The organism is Salipiger thiooxidans (genome assembly GCF_900102075.1).
GTDB classification, from domain to species: domain Bacteria; phylum Pseudomonadota; class Alphaproteobacteria; order Rhodobacterales; family Rhodobacteraceae; genus Salipiger; species Salipiger thiooxidans.
This window is the reverse complement of the sequence record NZ_FNAV01000025.1, coordinates 20,688-40,306: the sequence shown is the minus strand read 5'-3', so window position 1 is coordinate 40,306 and position 19,619 is coordinate 20,688. Positions and strand designations below refer to the sequence as shown.

Annotated in this window: 14 protein-coding genes; 7 read left to right on the top strand and 7 right to left on the bottom strand. The window is 67.6% G+C overall.

What is annotated here, in order from left to right; translation table 11 throughout:
• Window positions 1–56: 56 nt before the first annotated feature.
• Entirely contained in the window at window positions 57–1,289 is a 1,233-nt protein-coding gene (locus BLQ77_RS25030; RefSeq protein ID WP_089963774.1) for a DUF6716 putative glycosyltransferase, read from the bottom strand.
• Window positions 1,286–1,492, bottom strand: a complete 207-nt coding sequence (locus tag BLQ77_RS25025) for a hypothetical protein (protein WP_089963772.1) — start codon at window positions 1,490–1,492, stop codon at window positions 1,286–1,288. The genes BLQ77_RS25030 and BLQ77_RS25025 overlap by 4 nt, the downstream gene beginning before the upstream one ends.
• Window positions 1,493–1,711: 219 nt before the next feature.
• Here BLQ77_RS25025 and BLQ77_RS25020 point away from each other — a divergent pair, with 219 nt between their 5' ends.
• The 3 genes from BLQ77_RS25020 to BLQ77_RS25010 are packed head-to-tail and all read left to right on the top strand — an operon-like array spanning window position 1,712 to window position 4,818.
• Window positions 1,712–2,908 (top strand): acylneuraminate cytidylyltransferase, encoded by a 1,197-nt coding sequence (locus tag BLQ77_RS25020; RefSeq protein ID WP_089963770.1) that lies wholly within the window; start codon window positions 1,712–1,714, stop codon window positions 2,906–2,908.
• 3 nt (window positions 2,909–2,911) lie between these two features.
• On the top strand, window positions 2,912–3,718 hold the full coding sequence (locus BLQ77_RS25015; RefSeq protein ID WP_089963768.1) for a hypothetical protein: 807 nt from the start codon (window positions 2,912–2,914) through the stop codon (window positions 3,716–3,718).
• Window positions 3,715–4,818: an AGE family epimerase/isomerase gene (locus BLQ77_RS25010; RefSeq protein ID WP_089963765.1), complete on the top strand. Its 1,104-nt coding sequence runs from the start codon at window positions 3,715–3,717 to the stop codon at window positions 4,816–4,818. The genes BLQ77_RS25015 and BLQ77_RS25010 overlap by 4 nt, the downstream gene beginning before the upstream one ends.
• Window positions 4,819–4,889: 71 nt before the next feature.
• Here the strand turns inward: BLQ77_RS25010 and BLQ77_RS25005 are convergent, their stop codons facing one another.
• The 4 genes from BLQ77_RS25005 to BLQ77_RS24990 form a co-directional block, all read right to left on the bottom strand.
• Window positions 4,890–7,208 (bottom strand): M57 family metalloprotease, encoded by a 2,319-nt coding sequence (locus tag BLQ77_RS25005; RefSeq protein WP_089963763.1) that lies wholly within the window; start codon window positions 7,206–7,208, stop codon window positions 4,890–4,892.
• 436 nt (window positions 7,209–7,644) lie between these two features.
• Window positions 7,645–8,811 (bottom strand): nucleotide sugar dehydrogenase, encoded by a 1,167-nt coding sequence (locus BLQ77_RS25000; RefSeq protein WP_089963761.1) that lies wholly within the window; start codon window positions 8,809–8,811, stop codon window positions 7,645–7,647.
• Window positions 8,812–8,973: 162 nt separating this feature from the next.
• The gene (locus BLQ77_RS24995) at window positions 8,974–10,416 is read right to left on the bottom strand and encodes a mannose-1-phosphate guanylyltransferase/mannose-6-phosphate isomerase (protein ID WP_089963758.1); all 1,443 of its coding nucleotides are present in this window, start codon (window positions 10,414–10,416) and stop codon (window positions 8,974–8,976) included.
• Between the two features lie 189 nt (window positions 10,417–10,605).
• Window positions 10,606–12,003: a phosphomannomutase gene (locus tag BLQ77_RS24990; RefSeq protein ID WP_089963755.1), complete on the bottom strand. Its 1,398-nt coding sequence runs from the start codon at window positions 12,001–12,003 to the stop codon at window positions 10,606–10,608.
• A 479-nt stretch (window positions 12,004–12,482) separates the two neighbouring features.
• Here BLQ77_RS24990 and BLQ77_RS24985 point away from each other — a divergent pair, with 479 nt between their 5' ends.
• The 4 genes from BLQ77_RS24985 (at window position 12,483) to BLQ77_RS24970 (ending at window position 17,208) form a co-directional block, all read left to right on the top strand.
• Complete coding sequence (locus tag BLQ77_RS24985; RefSeq protein ID WP_089963752.1) at window positions 12,483–14,645, top strand: YjbH domain-containing protein; 2,163 nt, start codon at window positions 12,483–12,485, stop codon at window positions 14,643–14,645.
• A complete protein-coding gene (locus tag BLQ77_RS24980; protein WP_165617207.1) occupies window positions 14,642–15,304 on the top strand; it encodes a YjbF family lipoprotein in 663 nt (220 codons plus the stop codon). The genes BLQ77_RS24985 and BLQ77_RS24980 overlap by 4 nt, the downstream gene beginning before the upstream one ends.
• 114 nt (window positions 15,305–15,418) lie before the next feature.
• On the top strand, window positions 15,419–15,661 hold the full coding sequence (locus tag BLQ77_RS24975) for a hypothetical protein (RefSeq protein WP_089963747.1): 243 nt from the start codon (window positions 15,419–15,421) through the stop codon (window positions 15,659–15,661).
• Between the two features lie 218 nt (window positions 15,662–15,879).
• Complete coding sequence (locus tag BLQ77_RS24970; RefSeq protein WP_242661859.1) at window positions 15,880–17,208, top strand: polysaccharide biosynthesis/export family protein; 1,329 nt, start codon at window positions 15,880–15,882, stop codon at window positions 17,206–17,208.
• A gap of 102 nt (window positions 17,209–17,310) precedes the next feature.
• On the opposite strand, the gene BLQ77_RS24965 is transcribed toward BLQ77_RS24970, so the two are convergent.
• Window positions 17,311–19,422, bottom strand: a complete 2,112-nt coding sequence (locus BLQ77_RS24965) for a GumC family protein (RefSeq protein WP_165617208.1) — start codon at window positions 19,420–19,422, stop codon at window positions 17,311–17,313.
• Between the last annotated feature and the right edge of the window lie 197 nt (window positions 19,423–19,619).

Genomic DNA, 19,619 nt, shown 5'->3' with positions numbered 1-19,619 from the left:
AACGGGGGCGGGATCTGCCTGCGGGGGCGCGGCCGTGGCGGCGTCCCCGCGGGTGGTCACCGCGGCGCCTCGGTGATCTGGAAGGGGCGGGTCTCGAACTGCGCCACGGTCTGCATCACCCGGTCGCCGAGATCGCGGGGGCAGAGCATCTTCTCGACCCAGGCGGGGTCGGGGGCCTGCGCGCGCTTCTCGAGCATGTCGCCCAGCGGGGTGATCAGGTTCGAGCCCCTGAACAGCTTGCGCATCGGCTCGACCAGCGGGTCGCGGTAGTTGTCGACGAAATCGAGATGCACCATCGCGGGAATGCCCGCGCGCACCACGTCGATGGCCGCCGTCGAGGTGCAGGTGATCCCCAGCGCCGCGGTAGCCAGCGCCTCGTCCATGGTGCAGGCGGTGAGCTTGAGGTTCGGCGGCGGGTTGTCGAGCTCCTCGAGCAGCCCCGGGTAGTGGTAGCGCTCGAGATGCAGGTGCTTCTGGTTCTCGTTGGGCAGGTGGCGCAGCTTGATCCAGACCGTGTGGTCGGGGTTGGCCCGGGCCATCGCGGCCAGGGCCTGCAGCATGTGCATGCGGCCGCGCTTGGTCGAGGGCGACAGGGCCTGGGTGAAGAAGAAGATGTCGCGGCGGGAGGCGAGGTCGGCGGGCGGATCCTCGGGGCGCAGGAAGGAGGGGTGGCCGAAGCCGACCTCCTGCCAGGCGTCGTCCCACTCCAGCGCCGCCTCGCGGTAGGCCTCGATGTTCGAGGTCGGGAACAGGTAGACGCCGTCGCAGTTGCGCCGCCGCGCGAAGCCGTTCTGCGGGAAGAAGTCGAGCCCGCCGAGGAACGAGATCACGCAGGGCCGCCCGGCACTCATGCGGAAGGGGACGGATTTGATCGCGTCGCCGAGCGCACGGTAGACGCGGCTGGTGATGATGGCGCGCACCGTGTCCGAGCCGGTCAGCGCGCTCAGCTGCTTGGGGCCGAGCGAATAGGCCGGGCCCTCGGGCAGCAGCTGCGCCATCTGGCGGAAGGAGAGCGCGTTCTCGCCGGTGTACCAGACCAGGTCGACCGGCGGCGCCTCGGCGCTGTTGCGCAGCACGTCGCGCATGCGCAGGGCGAAGAACAGCGTGGAATCGTCACTGAAGAGGATGACCACGGGCTTGGGGCCGGCGGGCTCGGCATCCGATGCAGGGAGCGCCTGCGGAGCCGCGCCGGTGCCGAGGCGGGCGCGGATCGGCGCCCCCTCGCTGCCGTCCTCGGCCAGCGGATAGAGCCAGATCTCGGCGCGGTAGCTGGGGCTGTCGTCGCTCATTTGCGCACCCCGCGCTCGAAGGCGGCGAGGATCTCGCGCTGCGTGGCGTTGTGCTTGCGGTGGCGCGGCTTGAGATGCGCGACCTGCATGGATTCGGCCTGCGCCGCGCGTGAGAGCATCAGCACCGGCCAGCCCAGCGGGCCCGAGCGCGAGAGCTTGTAGATGGCCTGCCCGAGCCGGGTCTTCTTCAGTCTGGAGATCATTTTTTGTGTCTTGAACCGGCGGTTTATGCCCGGGGATTTACAGAGTAGACCTTGATTCGTAAACAACGCGGACGGCCGGCGGGCCGGGCCGACCGTGGGCCATGCCCCCGGCGGCGCGCCAGTCCCTCTGCCGAGACGGGCCGAGGGCTCCGGAACCGTCGCGGACAGGCAGAGGCCGGCCCGGCGGCCGGCGGCAAGACAGGAAACGGAGCCGTTCGAGTGACGCAATCTGACAGCAATGAGGCCGGGGTCACGGTCTGCGTGATCCTTGCCCGCGGGGGCTCCAAGGGGGTCCCGGGCAAGAACCTGCGCCCGGTGGGGGGCGTGTCGCTGATCGGCCGCGCCGTCCGGGCCGGCTGCCAGGCGTCCTCGGTGACCGCCACCTACGTCTCGACCGACGATGCCGCCATCGCCGCCGAGGCGGCGATGCACGGCGCCGGGATCATCGATCGCCCGGCCGAGCTTGCCGGCGATACCGCCACCTCGGAATCGGGCTGGCTGCACGCGCTGCAGGTGATCCGCCAGACCCACCCCAGGGTGGCGCGCATGGTGTTCCTGCAATGCACCTCGCCCTTCACCACCGGCGCCGACATCGAGGCCTGCATCGCCGCGATGGACGCCCGGGGCGCCGATTGCGCGCTCTCGGTGATCGAGGACCACTCCTTCCTCTGGGGCTACGACGAGGCCGGCTTCGGGCGCGGCATCAACCACGACGAGACCCAGCAGCGCCAGCGCCGGCAGGACCTGCCGCCGTCGTTCCGCGAGAGCGGCGCGATCTACGTGGTCGACGCCGAGGCCTTCGAGCGCACCGGCCAGCGCTTCTGCGGCACCGTGGCGGTCTGTCCGGTGGACCACCCGCCGCTCGAGATCGACACGCTGCAGGATTTCGCGCTCTGCTCGATGATCGCCCAGGCCGGCGGCCAGCCCGGGATCGACCCGGCGCGGCTCGACCGGGTGCGCGCGGTGGTGATGGATTTCGACGGGGTGCACACCGACAACCTCGTGCTGACCGACCAGAACGGCGTCGAGACCGTGCGCACCTCGCGGGGCGACGGCATGGGCATCGAGATCATGCGCAAGGCCGACCGCTGGAAGATGATGATCCTCTCCAAGGAGCAGAACCCGGTGGTCCTGGCCCGCGCCAGGAAGCTCAAGCTCGAGGTCTACCACTCGGTCGAGGACAAGGTCGGCGCGCTCGACGCCTGGCTCGCCGAGCACGGCTTCGGCTGGGACGAGCTGCTCTACGTGGGCAACGACGTGAACGACCTCGGGCCGATCGGCAAGGCCGGGCTCTCGGCCTGCCCGTCGGATGCGCATCCCTCGGTGCTGGGCGTGGCGGACTGGGTGCTGCCGCTGCCGGGCGGGCAGGGCGCGCTGCGCGCCATGAGCGACGCGCTGATGGCGCGGGTCGGCTGAGCCATGACCTCCCGCCCGGTCATCGTCGCCGGCAACGGAATGTCCCTGACCCGGATCGCCCCGGGTCGGGTGCTCGAGACCGACTTCATCATCCGCACCAACAACTTCTTCTTCGAGACCCACTACTATCTCGGGCGCCGGGTGGACCTGGCCATGATGGGCGGCGACCCGCGTGTCGCGCCCTTCATGTTCGAGACGCTCTGGCAGTGCCGCAAGGATTACGACCTGCAGGGCTGGTCGAGCTTCAACCCCAAGGTCGTGCCCGCCGGGAACCGCCGGTTTTCGACCCTGTTCCAGCCCATGTGCTACCGCGACGCCCATGTGGAGCGCGCCGTCGAGGCGCTCTGCGCGAAATACGGCAAGGTGCCGATGACCGGCACCTACGCGCTGCTCATGGCCCATGGCATGGGCGCCGAGCAGGTCATCTTCGCCGGGGTCGATCTCTATGACGGCGGGCGGCGCTACCCGTTCGAGCCGGGGCGGCACTACCGCGACCTGATGGGGGCGGACGTGAACGCCCGCGGGGCCGATGCCCGGCTGCACGACACCGCGCTCGACCGCGAGGTGCTCGAGATGCTGCTGGCGCGGGGCGACATGGCGGTCATGCGCTCGGTCGAGACCGGGGTGCTGGAATCGCAGCTGCCGCTCGCGCCGCAGCGCGAGGGGCCGGCGCTGCGCCCGGTGCCGCGGCCGACGGCGCCCACCGACTGGGCGCCGCGCAGCGGGGCCTACCCCATTCGACTGTTGAAAGTCCTGCGCCGAGGTAGCAGCCTGCGGCGAAAGCTGTTCCAGAGGAATATCCCCGAATGAACGAGACCGCACAGACCGCCGCCCGGCTCGAGGCCTGGCTGACCGAGGCGGCGCTGCCGCTCTGGACCGGAACCGGGGTCGATGCCGCCACCGGCACCGTGTGGGAGGCGCTGGACCACGAGGGCCGGCCGCTCGAGGACATGCAGCGCCGGCTGCGGGTGCAGGTGCGCCAGGCCTATTGCTTCGTGATGTCCGACGACCCCGCGCACCGGGAGCTCGCGCTGCAGCTCTTCCGCTTCGCGATGGACCGCGGATTCGACCCTGTCACGGGACATCTTGCCGCCCGGCTGGCGCCCGACACCTCGATCCTGACGGTGCTGCACGATCTCTACGACATGGCCTTCATGCTGCTCGCCGCCGCGGCGCTGACCGAGGCGGGCTTCGACGTGGGTGCCGATCTCGCCCGGCTCGAGGCCGAGCTCGCCAAGCTCAAGGCGCCGCGCGGCTGGTACGAGAACACAGGGCACAGCCTGCCGCGCCGGCAGAACCCGCACATGCATCTCTTCGAGGCGATGACCGCGCTCTACAAGGCCACCGGCGAGGCGCGCTTCCGCGCCATGGCCGAGGAATGTCTCGGGCTCTTCACCGGGGTCTTCCTGACCCCCGACGGCCGCGTGCTCGAGTTCTTCGACGAGGACTGGACCCCGGTCGCCGAGGCCGAGCAGGCGATCGAGCCGGGCCACATGGCCGAGTGGGTGTTCCTCGTCGACCAGTTCGAGCAGGTGGCAGGTGTCGACACCGGCCTGCCGCTGGCCACGATCTTCGCCGCCGCGCTCGACCGGCGCGACCCGTCGGGGCTGCTGCCGGACGTCTCCGACCCGCAATGCGGCACCCGCCGGACCTGGCCGCAGACCGAGTTCCTGAAGGCGGCGCTGGTGCTGCGCCGCCGTGGCGGGACGCTGCCCGAAGGCGCCGATCCCGAGACCGTGCTGGAGCTGATGTGGGCGCAGTATCTCGACACGCCGGTGGCGGGGGGCTGGTACGACCGCCGCGCCGCCGACGGGGCGCTGCTGTCCGACAACATGCCGGCCTCGACCTTCTACCACATCTTCGTGGCCTTCAGGCTCTATATCGGCCTGCACGGGGCTCCGGAGGCCTGACGGGGCAGGGGGCGGCACCGCCGCGCCCCGAGCCGCCCGACCCGGGATGATCCGCGCCCTGCCGCCCTAGGTCAGGCGAAGGTGAAGATGTTGTCGGACAGCACCGAGAGCTCGGTCAGGTTCGAGAACAGGATGCTGTCGCCCCCGCCGAAATCGAGCAGGACCACCCCGGCCGCGTCGCTGCCGTAGGCCGAGAGGATCGCGTCGGCGTCGGTCAGCCCGCCGGTCAGCGCGGTGGAGAGCCGCAGCGCATCGCCGCGCTCGTCGAAATCCGAGATCTCGTCGTTGTCGTGGCCGACGTCGAAGACGAAGCTGTCGTAATTGGTGCCGCCGCGCAGCAGGTCGTTGCCGGCGCCGCCGAACAGCCAGTCCTTGCCCTCCATCCCCAGCAGCGTGTCGTTGCCGTCACCGCCGCGCAGGGTGTCGTAGCCGCTGCCGCCGTAGAGCTCGTCATTGCCGGCGTCGCCCCAGAGCTGGTCCTCGCCGAAGTTGCCGTAGAGCGTGTCGTTGCCGTCGCCGCCATGCAGCTGGTCCAGCGCCGAGCCGCCCGAGAGGTAGTCGTTGCCGGCGTCTCCGTACATGACGTCGTCGCCTTCGCTGCCCCACATGGAATCGTTGTCGTCGCCGCCGCGCAGCAGGTCGACGCCGGTGCGGCCGTAGATCATGTCGCTGCCGGCACCGCCGTCGACGAAATCCGCGCCGTCGCCGGAGCTGATGAAATCGTCGCCGTCGCCGCCGTAGATCGTGTCGAAGGCGGTGTTGCCGTAGAGGCTGTCGTCGCCGGCGTCGCCGTAGATGGTGTCCGAGCCGGTGCCGCCGGCGATCAGGTCGTTGTCGAGCCCGCCGTAGATCAGGTCGGTCGAGCTGTCGCCGTAGAGCGTGTCGTCGCCGCCGCTGCCGTCGATGGTGTCGGCCCCGGTGCCGCCGCGGATCAGGTCGTAGCCGCGGCCGCCGGTCAGCAGGTCGTGCCCGGCGTCGCCGTCGATGCTGTCGGCCCCGCCCTCGCCGTCGATGGTGTCGTTGCCGTCGCCGCCGCGGATCAGGTCGTCGTGGCCGCCGCCGAGCAGGGTGTTGTCGAGCGCATTGCCCTGCAGCGTGTCGTCGCCGCTGCCGCCGACCGCCTCCTCGATCTCGGCGCCATAGGCGATGGAGACGTTGCCGCGGTAGCCGCCGATGTCCGAGAACTCTCCCTCGACCAGGGTGATGAACTGGTTGCCGCCGAAGCCCGACAGGTCGAGCCTGTCACGGCCGCCGCCGTCCCAGATCGACAGGAACGGGGCGCTGTTCTGCGAGAAGTCGTAGGCGCCGCCCAGGGTGCTGTTGAAGCCGTAGACGGAATCGCCGGCATGGTAGCCGTAGTTCACCCCGTAGAGCTGCTGGAGCGCCTGGATGTCGTGCAGCAGCAGGGTGTCCGGGTAGCCGCCGATGGACGAGGTGGTGTTGCTCTCGTCGAAGTAGCTCATCACCGAGTACTGGTAGGAATCCTCGAGATAGGCGGCCTGGTCGCCATAGGTGATGACGCCGCCGGCGGTGGCGTTGTAATCGCCCGGGTGCGACAGGCCGACCGCGTGGCCGAGCTCGTGCAGCAGCACGAAATGGTCGAAGGAGCCCACCGGCAGCGAGTCCGCCGAGACCGAGGCGTTGTTGATCCAGACGTCTCCCGCGGGCGAGCCCGAGGCGGTGGGGCCGGGGAAATAGGCATAGGCGCCGGCGCCGTCGTACTCCGAGCTGTAGGCGCCGAAGAGGATGGTGGCGTTGTTGGTGGTGCCGCCGGGGCTCACCTGGCTGAGATCGAGCCCGCTGACGCCGGAATAGAGCGCGATGGCCTCGGCCGCGGCGGCCGCCTGGGCGGTGCTCAGCGTGGCGAAGCCCGCGGCGTTGCCGGCGGCGTCCTGCGGCTGGCCGCTGGCGCGGATGCCCCAGGTGACGGTGACGCCCTGGCCCGCGGTCGACGTCCAGGCGAGATCGTCGCGCAGCAGGGCGCCGGCGGCCATGGCGGTGTCGTAGCTCGGGGTGGTGCCCGCGCTGACCGAGAGGCCGTAGGCGCCGGTGCCGCTCCCGCCATAGGCGCCGGCCACGATGTAGTAGGTGCCGCTGGCGCCGGCGGTGTAGGTGAAGGCGCTGTCGCTGCCGGGGCCGCTGTCGTCGTCGCGGGCGACCCGCGTGCCGCTGCTGTCGTAGAGCGCGAGCAGGCTGTCGTTCAGCCCGTCCCCGAGCGCGCCGATGCCGCCCATGGCGAAGCTATAGGTGCGCCCGGCCTCGAGCGTGACGGCGACCCAGTCCTCGTCGCCCCGGGCGCCGATGGTGCCGTGGAAATGATCGCCCACGGCGATGCTGTAGTCGGTGGAGGCGCGGGCGGCGGCGTCGGAGGTTTCGGTGACGGTGGACATGGGGCCTGTTGCTTCTGGGTCTGGGTGGTCTGAATGGGTCGGGTGGTCCGGTCTGCGCGGGCCGCGGCGGGCCGGGATGGGAAGAGGCGGCGCGGGGCCGCCCGTTCCCGTGGGTGTCGTCCGTTCCCGTGCCAGTGCGGATCACCGGTGCGGATCGCCGGTGGGCGGTGCCGTGCCGCAGGGGCCGTGCCGTCCGGGGCGGATGGGGAACCGAAAGGGCGGGGGCCTTTGTCCGTACCGCGCCGGTCCTGCCCCGTATCGCCCCCGGACAGCGCCCCGCGGGCGCCGCCTTCCTACACGCAAAGCCTTTACACAGACTTAGTGCCCGGGCGGAATACCCGCTTCCCGCAGGTCATGGCAAGCGTGCCGACGCGTCGCATGCAACGCATCGGGCAGGCTGTATCCGGAGGGCCGCAGGGGCGCAGGGGCGGTCTCGTCAGTCGGCGCCGAAGAGGTCGCGGGTGAAGACCTTGTCCGAGACCTCGGTGATCTCGTCGGTCAGGCGGTTGGCGACGATGAGATCGGCCTCGGCCTTGAAAGCCTCGAGATCGTTCACGACGCGGCTGCGGAAGAAGTCGGGCTCCTTCAGCACCGGCTCGTAGACGATGACCTCGATGCCCTTGGCCTTTAGCCGCTTCATGATCCCCTGGATCGAGCTCTGGCGGAAGTTGTCCGAGCCCGCCTTCATCACCAGCCGGTAGATGCCCACCACCTTGGGTCCGCGCATCAGGATCTGGTCCGACAGGAAGTCCTTCCGCGTGCGGTTGGCGTCGACGATGGCGCGGATCAGGTTCTGCGGCACGTGGCTGTAGTTGGCCAGGAGCTGCTTGGTGTCCTTGGGCAGGCAGTAGCCGCCGTAGCCGAAGGAGGGGTTGTTGTAATGCCCGCCGATGCGCGGATCGAGGCTGATGCCGTCGATAATCTGGCGGCTGTCCATGCCCCCCGCCAGCGCGTAGCTGTCGAGCTCGTTGAAGAAGGCCACCCGCATGGCGAGGTAGGTGTTGGCGAAGAGCTTGATCGCCTCGGCCTCGTCGGGGTCGGTGAAGAGAACCTCGACCTCCTTGGTGACGGCGCCCTCGAGCAGCAGGTCGGCAAAGACCTTGGCGCGCTCCGAGCGCTCGCCCACGATGATGCGCGAAGGGTGGAGGTTGTCGTAGAGCGCCCGGCCCTCGCGGAGGAATTCCGGCGAGAAGATCACCTGGTCGGTCTCCAGCTCGCGGCGGACGCTGCGCACGTAGCCCACGGGGATGGTCGACTTGATGACGATGGTGGCGCGGGGATTGACCGCGATGACCTGGCGGATCACCGTCTCGACGCTGGAGGTGTCGAAGTAGTTCGACTTGGTGTCGTAGTTGGTGGGGGTGGCGACGATGACGTAGTCGGCGTCGACATAGGCCTTCTCGGGATCGGTGGTGGCCGTGAGGTCGAGCGTGCGGTTGGCGAGGTAGTCCTCGATCTCGGCATCGACGATCGGGCTCTTGCAGTCATTGACCAGCGCGACCCGCTCCTCTGACACGTCCAGCGCCGTGACCGGGTGGTTCTGCGCCAGCAGAACGGCGTTCGAGAGCCCCACGTAGCCCAGGCCTGCGACTGCGATCTTCATGTCCAAATCCCTTTTGGAAACAGGTTGTCTTCGATGTCCGGCACAGCATTGCCTGTGGCTGGCCGTGACGTCCGGAACGGCAGATCCGGTTTAACCATCGAGGATGCCGATCTCAATCGGCGAAGACCCCTGACCGGTCCTCCCGGCAGAAAGCGGAGCATTTCAGCTCCGCGCATAGGCATCCTCGTAGCGCACGATGTCGTCCTCGCCGAGATAGGTGCCGGTCTGCACCTCGATCAGCGCCATCGGCACCTTGCCGGGGTTGTGCAGCCGGTGCACGCAGCCGAGCGGCAGGTAGATCGACTGGTTCTCGGTCAGCAGGCTGACCTCGTCGTCCCGGGTCACCCGCGCGGTGCCCTGCACCACGACCCAGTGTTCGGAGCGGTGGAAGTGCGACTGCAGCGACAGCGAGGCGCCGGGATGCACGACGATTCGCTTCACCTGGAAGCGGCTGCCGGTCACCAGCGTCTCGACCCAGCCCCAGGGCCGGTGGTCCTTGGGGAAGGACGTGGCCTGCGCTGCCCCCTTCGCCTTCAGCGCGTCGACCGCCTTCTTCACGTCCTGCGCCCGGCTCAGGTCGGCCACCAGCACCGCGTCGTTCATCGCGATGGCCATGACGTTCTTCAGGCCGATGCCCACCACCTCGAGCCGCTCGCTGTCCGAGCGCAGCAGCGTGTCCTCGCAGTCGATGGCGGTGGCGCCCCCCGAGGTCACCACGCCGGCCGCGTCTGGGCCGCTGTCGCGCCAGACCGCGTCCCAGCCGCCGAGGTCGGACCACGCGGCGGTAAAGGGCACCACCGACAGGTTCGGCGCGCGCTCCATCACCGCATAGTCGATCGAGATGTCCTCGGCGCCGCTCCACGGCCCCGGCGCGAGGCGCAGGAAGCCGAGATCGGGAAGGGCATCGGCGAGCGCGGCCTGCACCGGGGCGATCAGCGACGGGCTGTGCGCTTCGAAGGCGGCGATGATGTCGCGGGCCCGGAACAGGAAGATGCCAGCGTTCCACATGTAGGTTCCGGCGGCAAGCATCTCCTCGGCGCGGGCGGCATCGGGCTTCTCGACGAAGCGCGAGAGCTTCACCGGCAAGCCGGATCCGGAGGGCTTCGCCGACAACTCGAGATAGCCGTAGCCGGTCTCGGGGCGGTCGGGGGCGATGCCGAAGGTCACGAGATCGCCGTCCTCGACCACGGCGAGGCCCTGGGCCACGGCGGCATGGAAGGCCTCCGCATCGGGCACCACGTGATCTGACGGCGCCACCAGCATCACCGCGTCCGGATCGCTTGCCGCGACATGCAGGGCGGCGGCGAGGATCGCGGGAGCGGTGTTGCGGCCTTCAGGCTCGATCAGGATGGCGCCGGGGTTGATGCCCGCGGCCATCAGCTGCTCGGTCACGATGAAGCGGAAGTCGGAATTGGTCAGCACCAGCGGCGATTGGAAGGTGAGCGCGTCACCGGTGCCCGAAAGCCGCTTCGCCGAGGCCTGGAACAGGGTCTCTTCGCCCATCAGCGGTACGAACTGCTTGGGGTAGGATTTGCGCGACAGCGGCCAGAGCCGCGTGCCGGAGCCGCCGCACAGGAGGACGGGCGTAATGCTTTTGGGAGTCATCGTGATACTCTTGGTTCGGAGATCCGTTTTCGGAACCGTTAACAGGGCGGAGGAGTATGGCAACCGCGGGTGCGCCCGTGCTCACTCTAAAGTTGCGCCGGCGGCACATGTGCGGCCGAAACACGCAACGGCTCCGGCCCCTCGTGACGGAGGTGCCGTCACCGGGGACAGATCCGGTGACGGACGGGCTCAGAGCCGCGCGCGTAGCTTCCCGAGATGGCTGGCGAGAAGGTCTTCGGCGCGGGCGGGGCTCGCCGCCTCGGTGTAGCAGCGGAATTCCGGTGCGTTGCCCGAGGGGCGCAGGTGGATCACGTCGCCGCTGGCGAAGCGCAGCCGCAGCCCGTCGGTGCGATCGACCTCCGTCTCCGGGCCCAGCCCGTCGAAGAAGGCCGCCCGGGCCGCGGCGTCGCCGTCGAGCTCGGCGAGGAAGGCCCGCGCGGTCTCCGGCTCGACCCCGGTCAGCCGGTCGGCGGCGGTGAAGCGCGGCGGCAGGGCGGCGACCAGCGCTGCGAGGTCCTTGCCCCCGGCGCGGGCCAGCGCCAGCGGCGCGAGGATCGGCAACAGGCAATCGCGCGTCATCAGCGGCGGCAGCGGGCCCGCGGGAGCCTCGGCGGTGAAGCCCAGCAGGAAGCCGCCGTTGGCCTCGTAGCCCACCACCTTGGCGGCGGGGTCGTCGGCCAGCACCGCCTCCATGGCGGCGATCACGAAGGGCGAGCCGATGCGGGTGCGGTGCAGCGTCCCGAACTCGGGCATCTCGCCGATCATGGTGTTGGACGAGACCGGCGTGCAGATCACCTGCGCCCCGAGCGCCCGCGCGGTGAGCGCGCCCAGCACGTCGCCGGGCACGATGCGGCCCGTGGCGTCGGCGACCATCGGCCGGTCGGCGTCGCCGTCGGTCGAGATCAGCGCGTCGAGGTTATGATCGGCGCACCAGCCCGCGAGCTGGTCGCGGGTTTTGGGGTCTACCGCCTCGGTGTCGACGGGGATGAAGGTCTCCGATCGTGCCAGCGGCACCGCCTCGGCACCGAGGGCGGTGACGACCTCGATCATGGCGTCGCGGGCCACCGAACTGTGCTGGTAGACGCCGATGCGGAGCCCTTCCAGCGCCCCGGGCCCGAAGGCCCCGGCATAGCGCGCCACGTAGTCCTGCGCCGGAACAGAGCCTGTTTTCTGCCGGGCGCCGGCCTGCCCCGCATCGGGGGCGGGGCTGTCGAGCGCCGCGAGGATCGCCGTCTCGTCGGTCTTCGATATCTCGCCCCCGGGTAGGTAGAACTTCAGCCCGTTGCGGTCGGCGGGGATGTGGCTGCCGGTGACCATCACCGCCGCATGGCCCGCCCTCATCGCCGCCAGCGCCAGCGCCGGTGTCGGCAGCACGCCGTCGTCGATGGCGGTCAGCCCCGCGCCGGTGATGGCGCTCATCACCGCCTCGGCGATGGCCGGGGACGAGGGCCGCAGGTCCTGTCCCACATGCACCGCGCCGCCATTGGGGCAGGCGGCGAGAAAGGCTCGGATATGGGCGGAAACGAGGTCGGGGGTCAGCTCGGTCACGAGACCGCGCAGCCCGCTGGTGCCGAATTTGGGGGCCATTCCGGGGCAGAATCCTTGTGTTTGGTCATGGGGCCGGGTGGGGCTCCAGCGTCGTGGTGAGGCTAGGCGGACGGCGCCGCTAGGTCCAGCCGTCGCGCCCGTTTTCGGGTAGTGATGGCGTGGCGTGGTCGTTCAGGTGGCATGCGCCCTCTCGCAGCCGGAGGGGCGAGGCGGGCATGGTCATGTCCCTATCGGCGGACTTCGAAGAAGCGATGACGGTTCCGGAGTTTTTCGCCCCAGTCGGCTGGCAGGGGGCACACGTGACTTCCGAGGATCCAATCCTTGGGCGTTTGTGGGATTATGGTCACGATGGCGGAACAGAAATGCTCGTCGCCTGCCGCACGACATTTGAACTTCTTCGCCGCAGCCGCGAGAATGGCGGGAAGACTACAAGAATGGGGCGACCCGGGGTTCCCGGCAGGTATTGAGCAGGTTCAATCCCGCAGGGCCGGGAACGCGTCGAATGGCGGAGTTCCGGAATGCCGATTCCGAGAGGCGGGTTGCGAGCGGCCCTGAAGACGACGGTTGCGCGGCGGCTGTCCGCATGTCTTTGCGTGCTGGCGATCAGCGCGCAGCCCGCGGTGCCGCAGGAAGATCCCTGGGCCCGGCCGGTGCTCGGCTTCATGGGCGTTCCCGGGATCCTCGACATGCCGACGGCGCATCCGATGCAGGATGCGGACTTTAGTCTGTCCCTTGGGGTTTTCGAGAAGACCCGTCGAGGCACGCTGCACTTCCAGATCACGCCGCGACTGTCCGGAGTGTTCCGTTACGTGAACATTGAAGGCTATGGGACACAAGATCAGTACTACGACCGAAGCTTCGATGTGCGATATCTCATCGCGGAAGAGGGGCGCCACACGCCAGCGATAACCGTGGGACTCCAAGACTTCGGCGGTACAGGGGTTTACGCGAGCGAGTATGTTGTCGCGAGCAAGACCTTCGGCAGGTTGCGGGCGACCGGGGGGATAGGCTGGGGTCGCTTGGGCAGCTACAACGGTTTTACCAACCCGCTCGGAATCCTGAGTGATCGTTTCGAGACGCGCCCCGACGGCGAGGATGGCATCGGCCAGACCGGTAAGCTGGACGCCCGACACTGGTTCCGTGGGGATGCGGGGTTCTTCGGAGGGCTTCAGTATGCGGTGAACGACCGCTTGCTGCTTTCGGCCGAATACTCCTCGGATGCCTATGAGTCCGAGGAGCGGCGTATAGATTTCGATCGCAAGTCGTCCTTCAACTTCGGCGCGACCTATCGCATTCAGGACAATATCGACCTGAGCGCGGCGTGGCTCTACGGCTCCACCTTCGCGGTCGGGCTCACCTACACCTTCAATCCCAAGACCCCGAACGACTATCCCGGCGGGCTCGATCAGGCGCCGCGGGCGGTGCAGGTGAGGGCACCGGGCAGCGCCGCCGATCTCGGCTGGACGCAGCAGGCTGGCGCCACGCAGATCCTGCGCGGCGACATGCAGAGCTTCCTCGCCGCCGACGGCATGGTGCTCGAGTCCTTTGCCGTCGACGCCCGCACCGCGAGCACCTCGGTGCGCACCGGCACGCAGGTCTACCCGGCGCAGGCGGTGGGCCGCACCGCCCGCATCATGACCCAGCTTATGCCAGCCTCGGTCGAGCGCTTCGAGATCACCCTCGTCACCCCCGGCGGCATGCCGGTCTCGACGGTGACGGTGAACCGCAGCGACCTCGAGGAGCTCGAGCACGCCCCCGACGGCTCGTGGCAGAGCTTCGCCCGGGCGCGGATCGAGGATTCCGGGCCGGGGGCGGCCACCGGCGTCCCCGAGGGCGCCTTCCCGCGATACGACTGGAGCTTCGGCCCCTATCTGAGCGCCGCCTATTTCGACCCCGAGAACCCGCTGCGGCTGGCCTTCGGCCTGCAGCTGGCCGGCAGCTTCGAGCCGGTGCAAGGGCTGGTGCTCGAGGGCAGCGTCCAGCAGTCGCTTGCCGAGAACATCAGCGGGCTGCCGGGGTCGAACTCGATCCTGCCGCATGTGCGATCGGATGCAAACCTCTACGCGGGGGCGGCGGATTTCACCGTCGCCAACCTCACCGCGACCAAGTATTTCCGTCCCGGAGAGGATCTCTTCGGCCGGGTCACCGCGGGCTATTTCGAGCCGATGTTCGGCGGTCTCTCGGGCGAGATCCTGTGGAAACCCTCGGACAGCCGCCTCGGGCTCGGGCTTGAGGTCAACTACGCCAAGCAGCGCGAATACGAGCAGGGGCTCGGCTTCCTCGACTACGACGTGGTGACCGGTCATGCCTCGGCCTATTACGACGCGCCGGGCGACTTCCACTACCAAGTGGACGTGGGCCGCTACCTCGCCGAGGACTGGGGCGCCACCATCGGCATCGACCGCGAATTCGACAACGGAATCCGGATCGGCGCCTTCGCCACCTTCACCGATGTCTCCTTCGACGATTTCGGTGAGGGCTCCTTCGACAAGGGCGTGCGCTTCCACATCCCGCTCTCGGCGCTCACCGGCTCGCGCACAGATCTCTCGATCACCCGCACCATCCGGCCGATCCAGCGCGACGGCGGCGCACGGCTCGAGATGAACACCCGTCTCTACGAGCAGGTGCGGGCCTACCAGCAGCCCGAGCTGCAGAACGAATGGGGACGGTTCTGGCGATGAGATTACTGCCGACGCTGCCGCTGCTCGCGGCGCTCCTGATCGCCGGCTGCAGCCCGGAGCACAACCAGTTCTCGGACTTCTGGAACACGCCCATCAAGAGGCTGTGGCAGGGCGAAGAGGATCGTGGAAACGTGCGTGCCGCGCTCACGCCGGAGCTGCTGGCGCAGATCGGCCGGCCGACCATCCTGCTGACGGTGCCGGCTCGGGAGAACGTGGAATCGCCCTTCTTCGCCGAAGAGCGCAACGGTGACACGGTCACCTGGCTGTCGGTGAACAACGAGTTCCTGCTGCTGCAGGACGGCGTGCTGTCGGGGACGCGCGGGCTTGGCGGCGACCTGATGAACGCCGATCTCGGCGAGGTGCACGAGGCGCTGGCGGGGCGCCGGACGCAGGCGGTGCGCATCCACCGCATGCTCGACGGCGAGAATCACATCGTCGCGGAAAGCTATGTCTGCGACTACGCGCAGCGGCCCGAACGGGTCGCGGTCGGGGCCTACCTGACGCAGGTCCAGGCCACCCAGATCGACGAGACCTGCACCGGCGTCGAGCGGGTCTTCGAGAATCGCTACTGGCTTTTGGGCAGCGGCACCATCGTCCGGGCCCGGCAATGGGCGGGCGAGCCGCTCGGATATCTGGAATATGAAAGGTTGAGTGACTAGAAAACCACCTTTCCGGGTATCGCACTGGACATTTCTTGCCGCAGGGTTACTTCGCATTTGCAGAAAAAACTGCAGGCTGTTAGATCTAAACCAAGTTTTTCTAGGAGAAAAGACATGACCACGAAGACCATTCTCGGGCTTGCTGCGGCCAGCCTTTTCGCCCTCGCCCCTGCCGTGCACGCAGAGGGTGTCCAGAGCAAGAGCCCGGTGATCTCGACCCAGGGTCCGGATTTCGCAAACCTCACCCCGGATCAGATCGCCCTGATCATCGCCGGCGGCGCGGGTGTGGGCCTCATTCTCTCGGGCGGCAAGAGCAAGGGGTCGTCCTCCACGACCACGACGACCACCACCAACTGAGTTCTACACTCGGGACGGGTCGTCAAATCGGCCACAGGTTGAGAACAAAAAGGGCGAACCTCCGCAGGGTTCGCCCTTTTCACGTGCCGGAGCATGGTCAGCCCGAACAAAGGCAATTACGCTGCGGCGCAGGACAATAACCCTGGAAGACATGACATGAACGGGGACAGGACATGAGCAGACAGGTGTTTGGGAGCCTGGCGGTTATCGGGACCTTGATGCTGAGCGCATGCGGCGTCGCCTATCAGTCGCCGTCGGTGAACCCGATGACCGGCGGGGCGGATAGCAAGGTCCGGGTGCTGGAAATCACCCCTGAAAGCGTGATGGTGGCGAACCGCTCCACCTACAGCCCGAAGGAACTCCCCGGCGTCTTCTTCGCCACCGCCGGAGGCGGCAGCACACCGCGTGGCGCGGGTGCGGCGCCCGAGCCGGTGATCGACTACCAAAACCGCCCGGGCGCGCTCGAGACGCGGGTACCGCCCGCGCTTCCCGAACTACCCTATACCATTGGGGTCGGCGACGTTCTGCTGCTGGCCACGCCGCAGGTGGGTTCGACCGTCGAGCAGCTGACCGGGCTGCTGGCCGCGTCGAACGCGCGGCAGGGCTACACGGTGCAGGATGACGGTGCGATCGCCATTCCCAACGTCGGCCGGGTGCAGGTCTCGGGCATGACGCTCGAGGAAGCCGAGAGCCGGCTGTTCCAGCGCCTGGTGGAGAACCAGATCGACCCGACCTTCAGCCTCGAAGTCTCGCAGTTCAACTCGAAGCGGGTGTCGATCGGCGGCGCCGTGGCACAGCCGACCGTGGCACCGATCACGCTGACGCCACTCTATCTCGACGCGGCGCTGTCGGCGGCCGGCGGCGTCACTGCGCAGGACCTGGATTACGCCTCGGTGCGGATCTACCGCGACGGCACGATCTATCAGATCCCGCTGCGCGAGCTCTATTCCGACCGCAGCCTTGCCCGGATCCAGCTGACCGACGGCGATGCGGTCTTTGTCGACACCGAATACGAACTCGACCTGGCGCAGGCCTATTTCGCCGAGCGGATTCGCCTTGCCGAGTTCCAGCAGGATGCCCGGGTCGCGGCGCTCAACGAGCTCACCGCCGAGGTCAACATCCGCCGTGGCGCGCTGAACGAGGCACGGGACAATTACATGACCCGTCTCGAGCTCGATTCCGTGGATCGCGACTACGTCTATCTCGCCGGTGAAGTGGGGGAGCAGTCGCGCTACCCGCTGCCCTTCGGCAAGACCGCGTCGCTGGCCGACGCGCTCTATTCCAGCTCCGGGGTGCCGACCCGCACCGGCAACGTGGCAGAGATCTACGTGCTGCGCGGCTCGCCCGACCCGCGGGAGTTCGGGGCGCTCACCGCCTGGCAGCTCGATGGGCGGAACGCGACGAACTTCCTGCTCGCCACCCGCTTCCAGCTGCGGCCCAACGACGTGATCTTCGTGGCCGAGCAGCCGGTGACCAAGTGGAACCGCGTGATCACCCAGATCACCCCGTCGCTGATCAACACCGCCGCGGCTCAAACGCTGAACTGACGCTGGCGGCGCCCCCTTCCGGGGGCGGCGGATGGACAAGAGAAAACCCCGCCTGGCCTGATGGCCGGGCGGGGTTTTCCGTTTTCGGAGCCGCGTGAGCGGTCAGTTCAGGTAGTACTTGGATCCGTAGGCCGAGTAGGGCCCGTAGTTGTTGCCGTAGCCGTAGCGCTTCATGCCGCGCGGGTTGATCTGGTTCAGTACGAGGCCGCTGACCGGCTTGCCGACGCTCTCGAACTCCCGCAATGCGCCCAGCACCTGCTCTTTCTGAGTGCGGTCCCAGCGAACCACGAAGACCGTGGCGTCGACGTGCTGAGCGATCACCCGGGCATCCGGCACGATCAGCACCGGCGGCGTGTCGATGATGATGATGTCGTAGCGGTTGCGCAGGTCACTCAGCAGGTTGGCGAACCGCTCTGACGAGAAGATGTCGGCGGCGTTGGCCTTCCCCTTGTCGCCGAGCAGCACGTCGGCGCCCAGCAGGCTGTCCTGAATGACGACGTCATCGAAGGTGCGTTCACCGGTAATGATGGAGACAATGCCGTCTTTCTGATCGGTCTTCAGGTATTGGCCGAAGACCCTGCGGCGGATGTCACCTTCGATCAGGAGCACCCTCTTACCCATGGTGGCGAAGTTGAGCGACAGCGACAATGCAATGGTGGTCTTGCCTTCGCCCGAAAGCGAGGAGCAGGTCATGATCACCTTGGGGGGCGTATCCACGTTGGACAACATCACCGATGTCCGCAGGTTCCGAATGGCCTCTGCAGCAGCGGAAGACGGCTTGTCCTTGAGATAGGCGATGGCATCGAGGCGCCGCTTGGCTTGGATGAGAGGGACCTGACCGATTGTGGCATAGCCGGTTGTGGTCTCGAGTTGTTCGGCGTTCCGGAATGCTCGACTGCGGGTTTCACGGATCAGTACGAAGGCGGCGCCGATGACGAGTCCCAGCAGTGCTGCGGCGGCGAGGATCATGGATTTTCGCGGCGCGGAGGGTTGTGACGGCACGACTGCTGGGGAGAGAATACGGCTGTCGGCCTGCTGGACTCCCTGCTGGGCAGAGGTCTCCTTGAGACGGGACAGGAAGTATTCGTAGAGCAGGCGGCTCGCCTCCGCTTCTCGCGTCAGTTGTTGCAGGGTGATGAGGTCATTGCTTTGCTGGTCGATTTGACGCTCGAGCGTGGTCAGTGAATCCTGCAGAGCCTTCAATTGTGAGTCGTTGCGGGTAATGTCCGCTTCGGTACGTGCAAGCAGCTGGCCAAAACGCGTTTCGAAGGCTTGAGCGATCGCTGGTTCGTCGATCCGCGGCAGAAGGCGCTGCAGTTGCAGGTCGCCGGTGACCTCTGTCTGCGTTTCTGGGGTTTCGGCGCCACGCATGTTCTCAAGGCGTGCGCGGGCGGTTTCTTGAGCGCCTTGCGTATTGTCGATGCGGTCGCGCATCTCCTTGACCTGAACCTCGAGCCCCGCGAGTGCTTCCGGGCTGACCAGAGGTGTGCTGGCACGGAAATCCTTCACCTCCTGTTCGGCCTTTTCCAGCGAAACCTGCAGGTCAGTGACCCGTTGGGTCAGCCAGGTAGTGGCCTGTTCCGTCGCGTCGAATTTCACCTCGAGCTGATTGAGGATGTAGAGATCGACCAGCGTGTCGGCGATCAGGGCGGACTTCTCCCGCTCGGTCGTTTCGACCGTGGCCTGGAAGACAAGGCTTTGCGGGATGTTCTTGATCGTCAGAGCACCCAGAAGAGCATTGATTGCCCCTTCGCGCTGGCTGTCGGTAGATGGCCCTGTTCCCGAGGACGGGGGCCGGACAAGGTTTCGCACCATGGATTTCATCTGGTCCATTGCACTGCGCTCGCGCAATGCGGCGTTGAACTCTGGGTCCTCGATGAGATTGAGCTTGTCGACCACCTTGCCCAGCAGGATGCGGCTCTTCAGAACTTCGACTTCGGTGTTGACCACCGCGCTGTCGGAGCCGAGGCCGCCGATCACGTTTCCGATGTCGACAACCTGTTCTTCACGGTTGTTCAGCATTACCACCGCGGTGGAGCGATACATCGGCGTGGCGAGCGTATAGACGTACATACCGCCTATGCAGACCGCAGCCACCATGGCCAGGATGATGAAGATCTTGCCTCTCCAAAGCGCCGAAAGCAGGGCACCCAGGTCGATGACGTCTTCGTCTGGCGCGGTGGCGGCCGCTGCGCCTTGCTGAATGCGTCTCATGTCGTTCAACGAGTCTCTCCAAAGCTTCTCGGGGTGGGATGAAACCGATGCGTCACCGATACGACATTGCGTCTATCATGATTATTCTGCGGCGACGAACCGTATGTACCACGATGACTTGAATGTATTCACACCTCTTCCATCGGTGGAGTGCTGGGCAGAGCGCCTGAATGCGTACAAGCTGGTCAGCCCGGTGA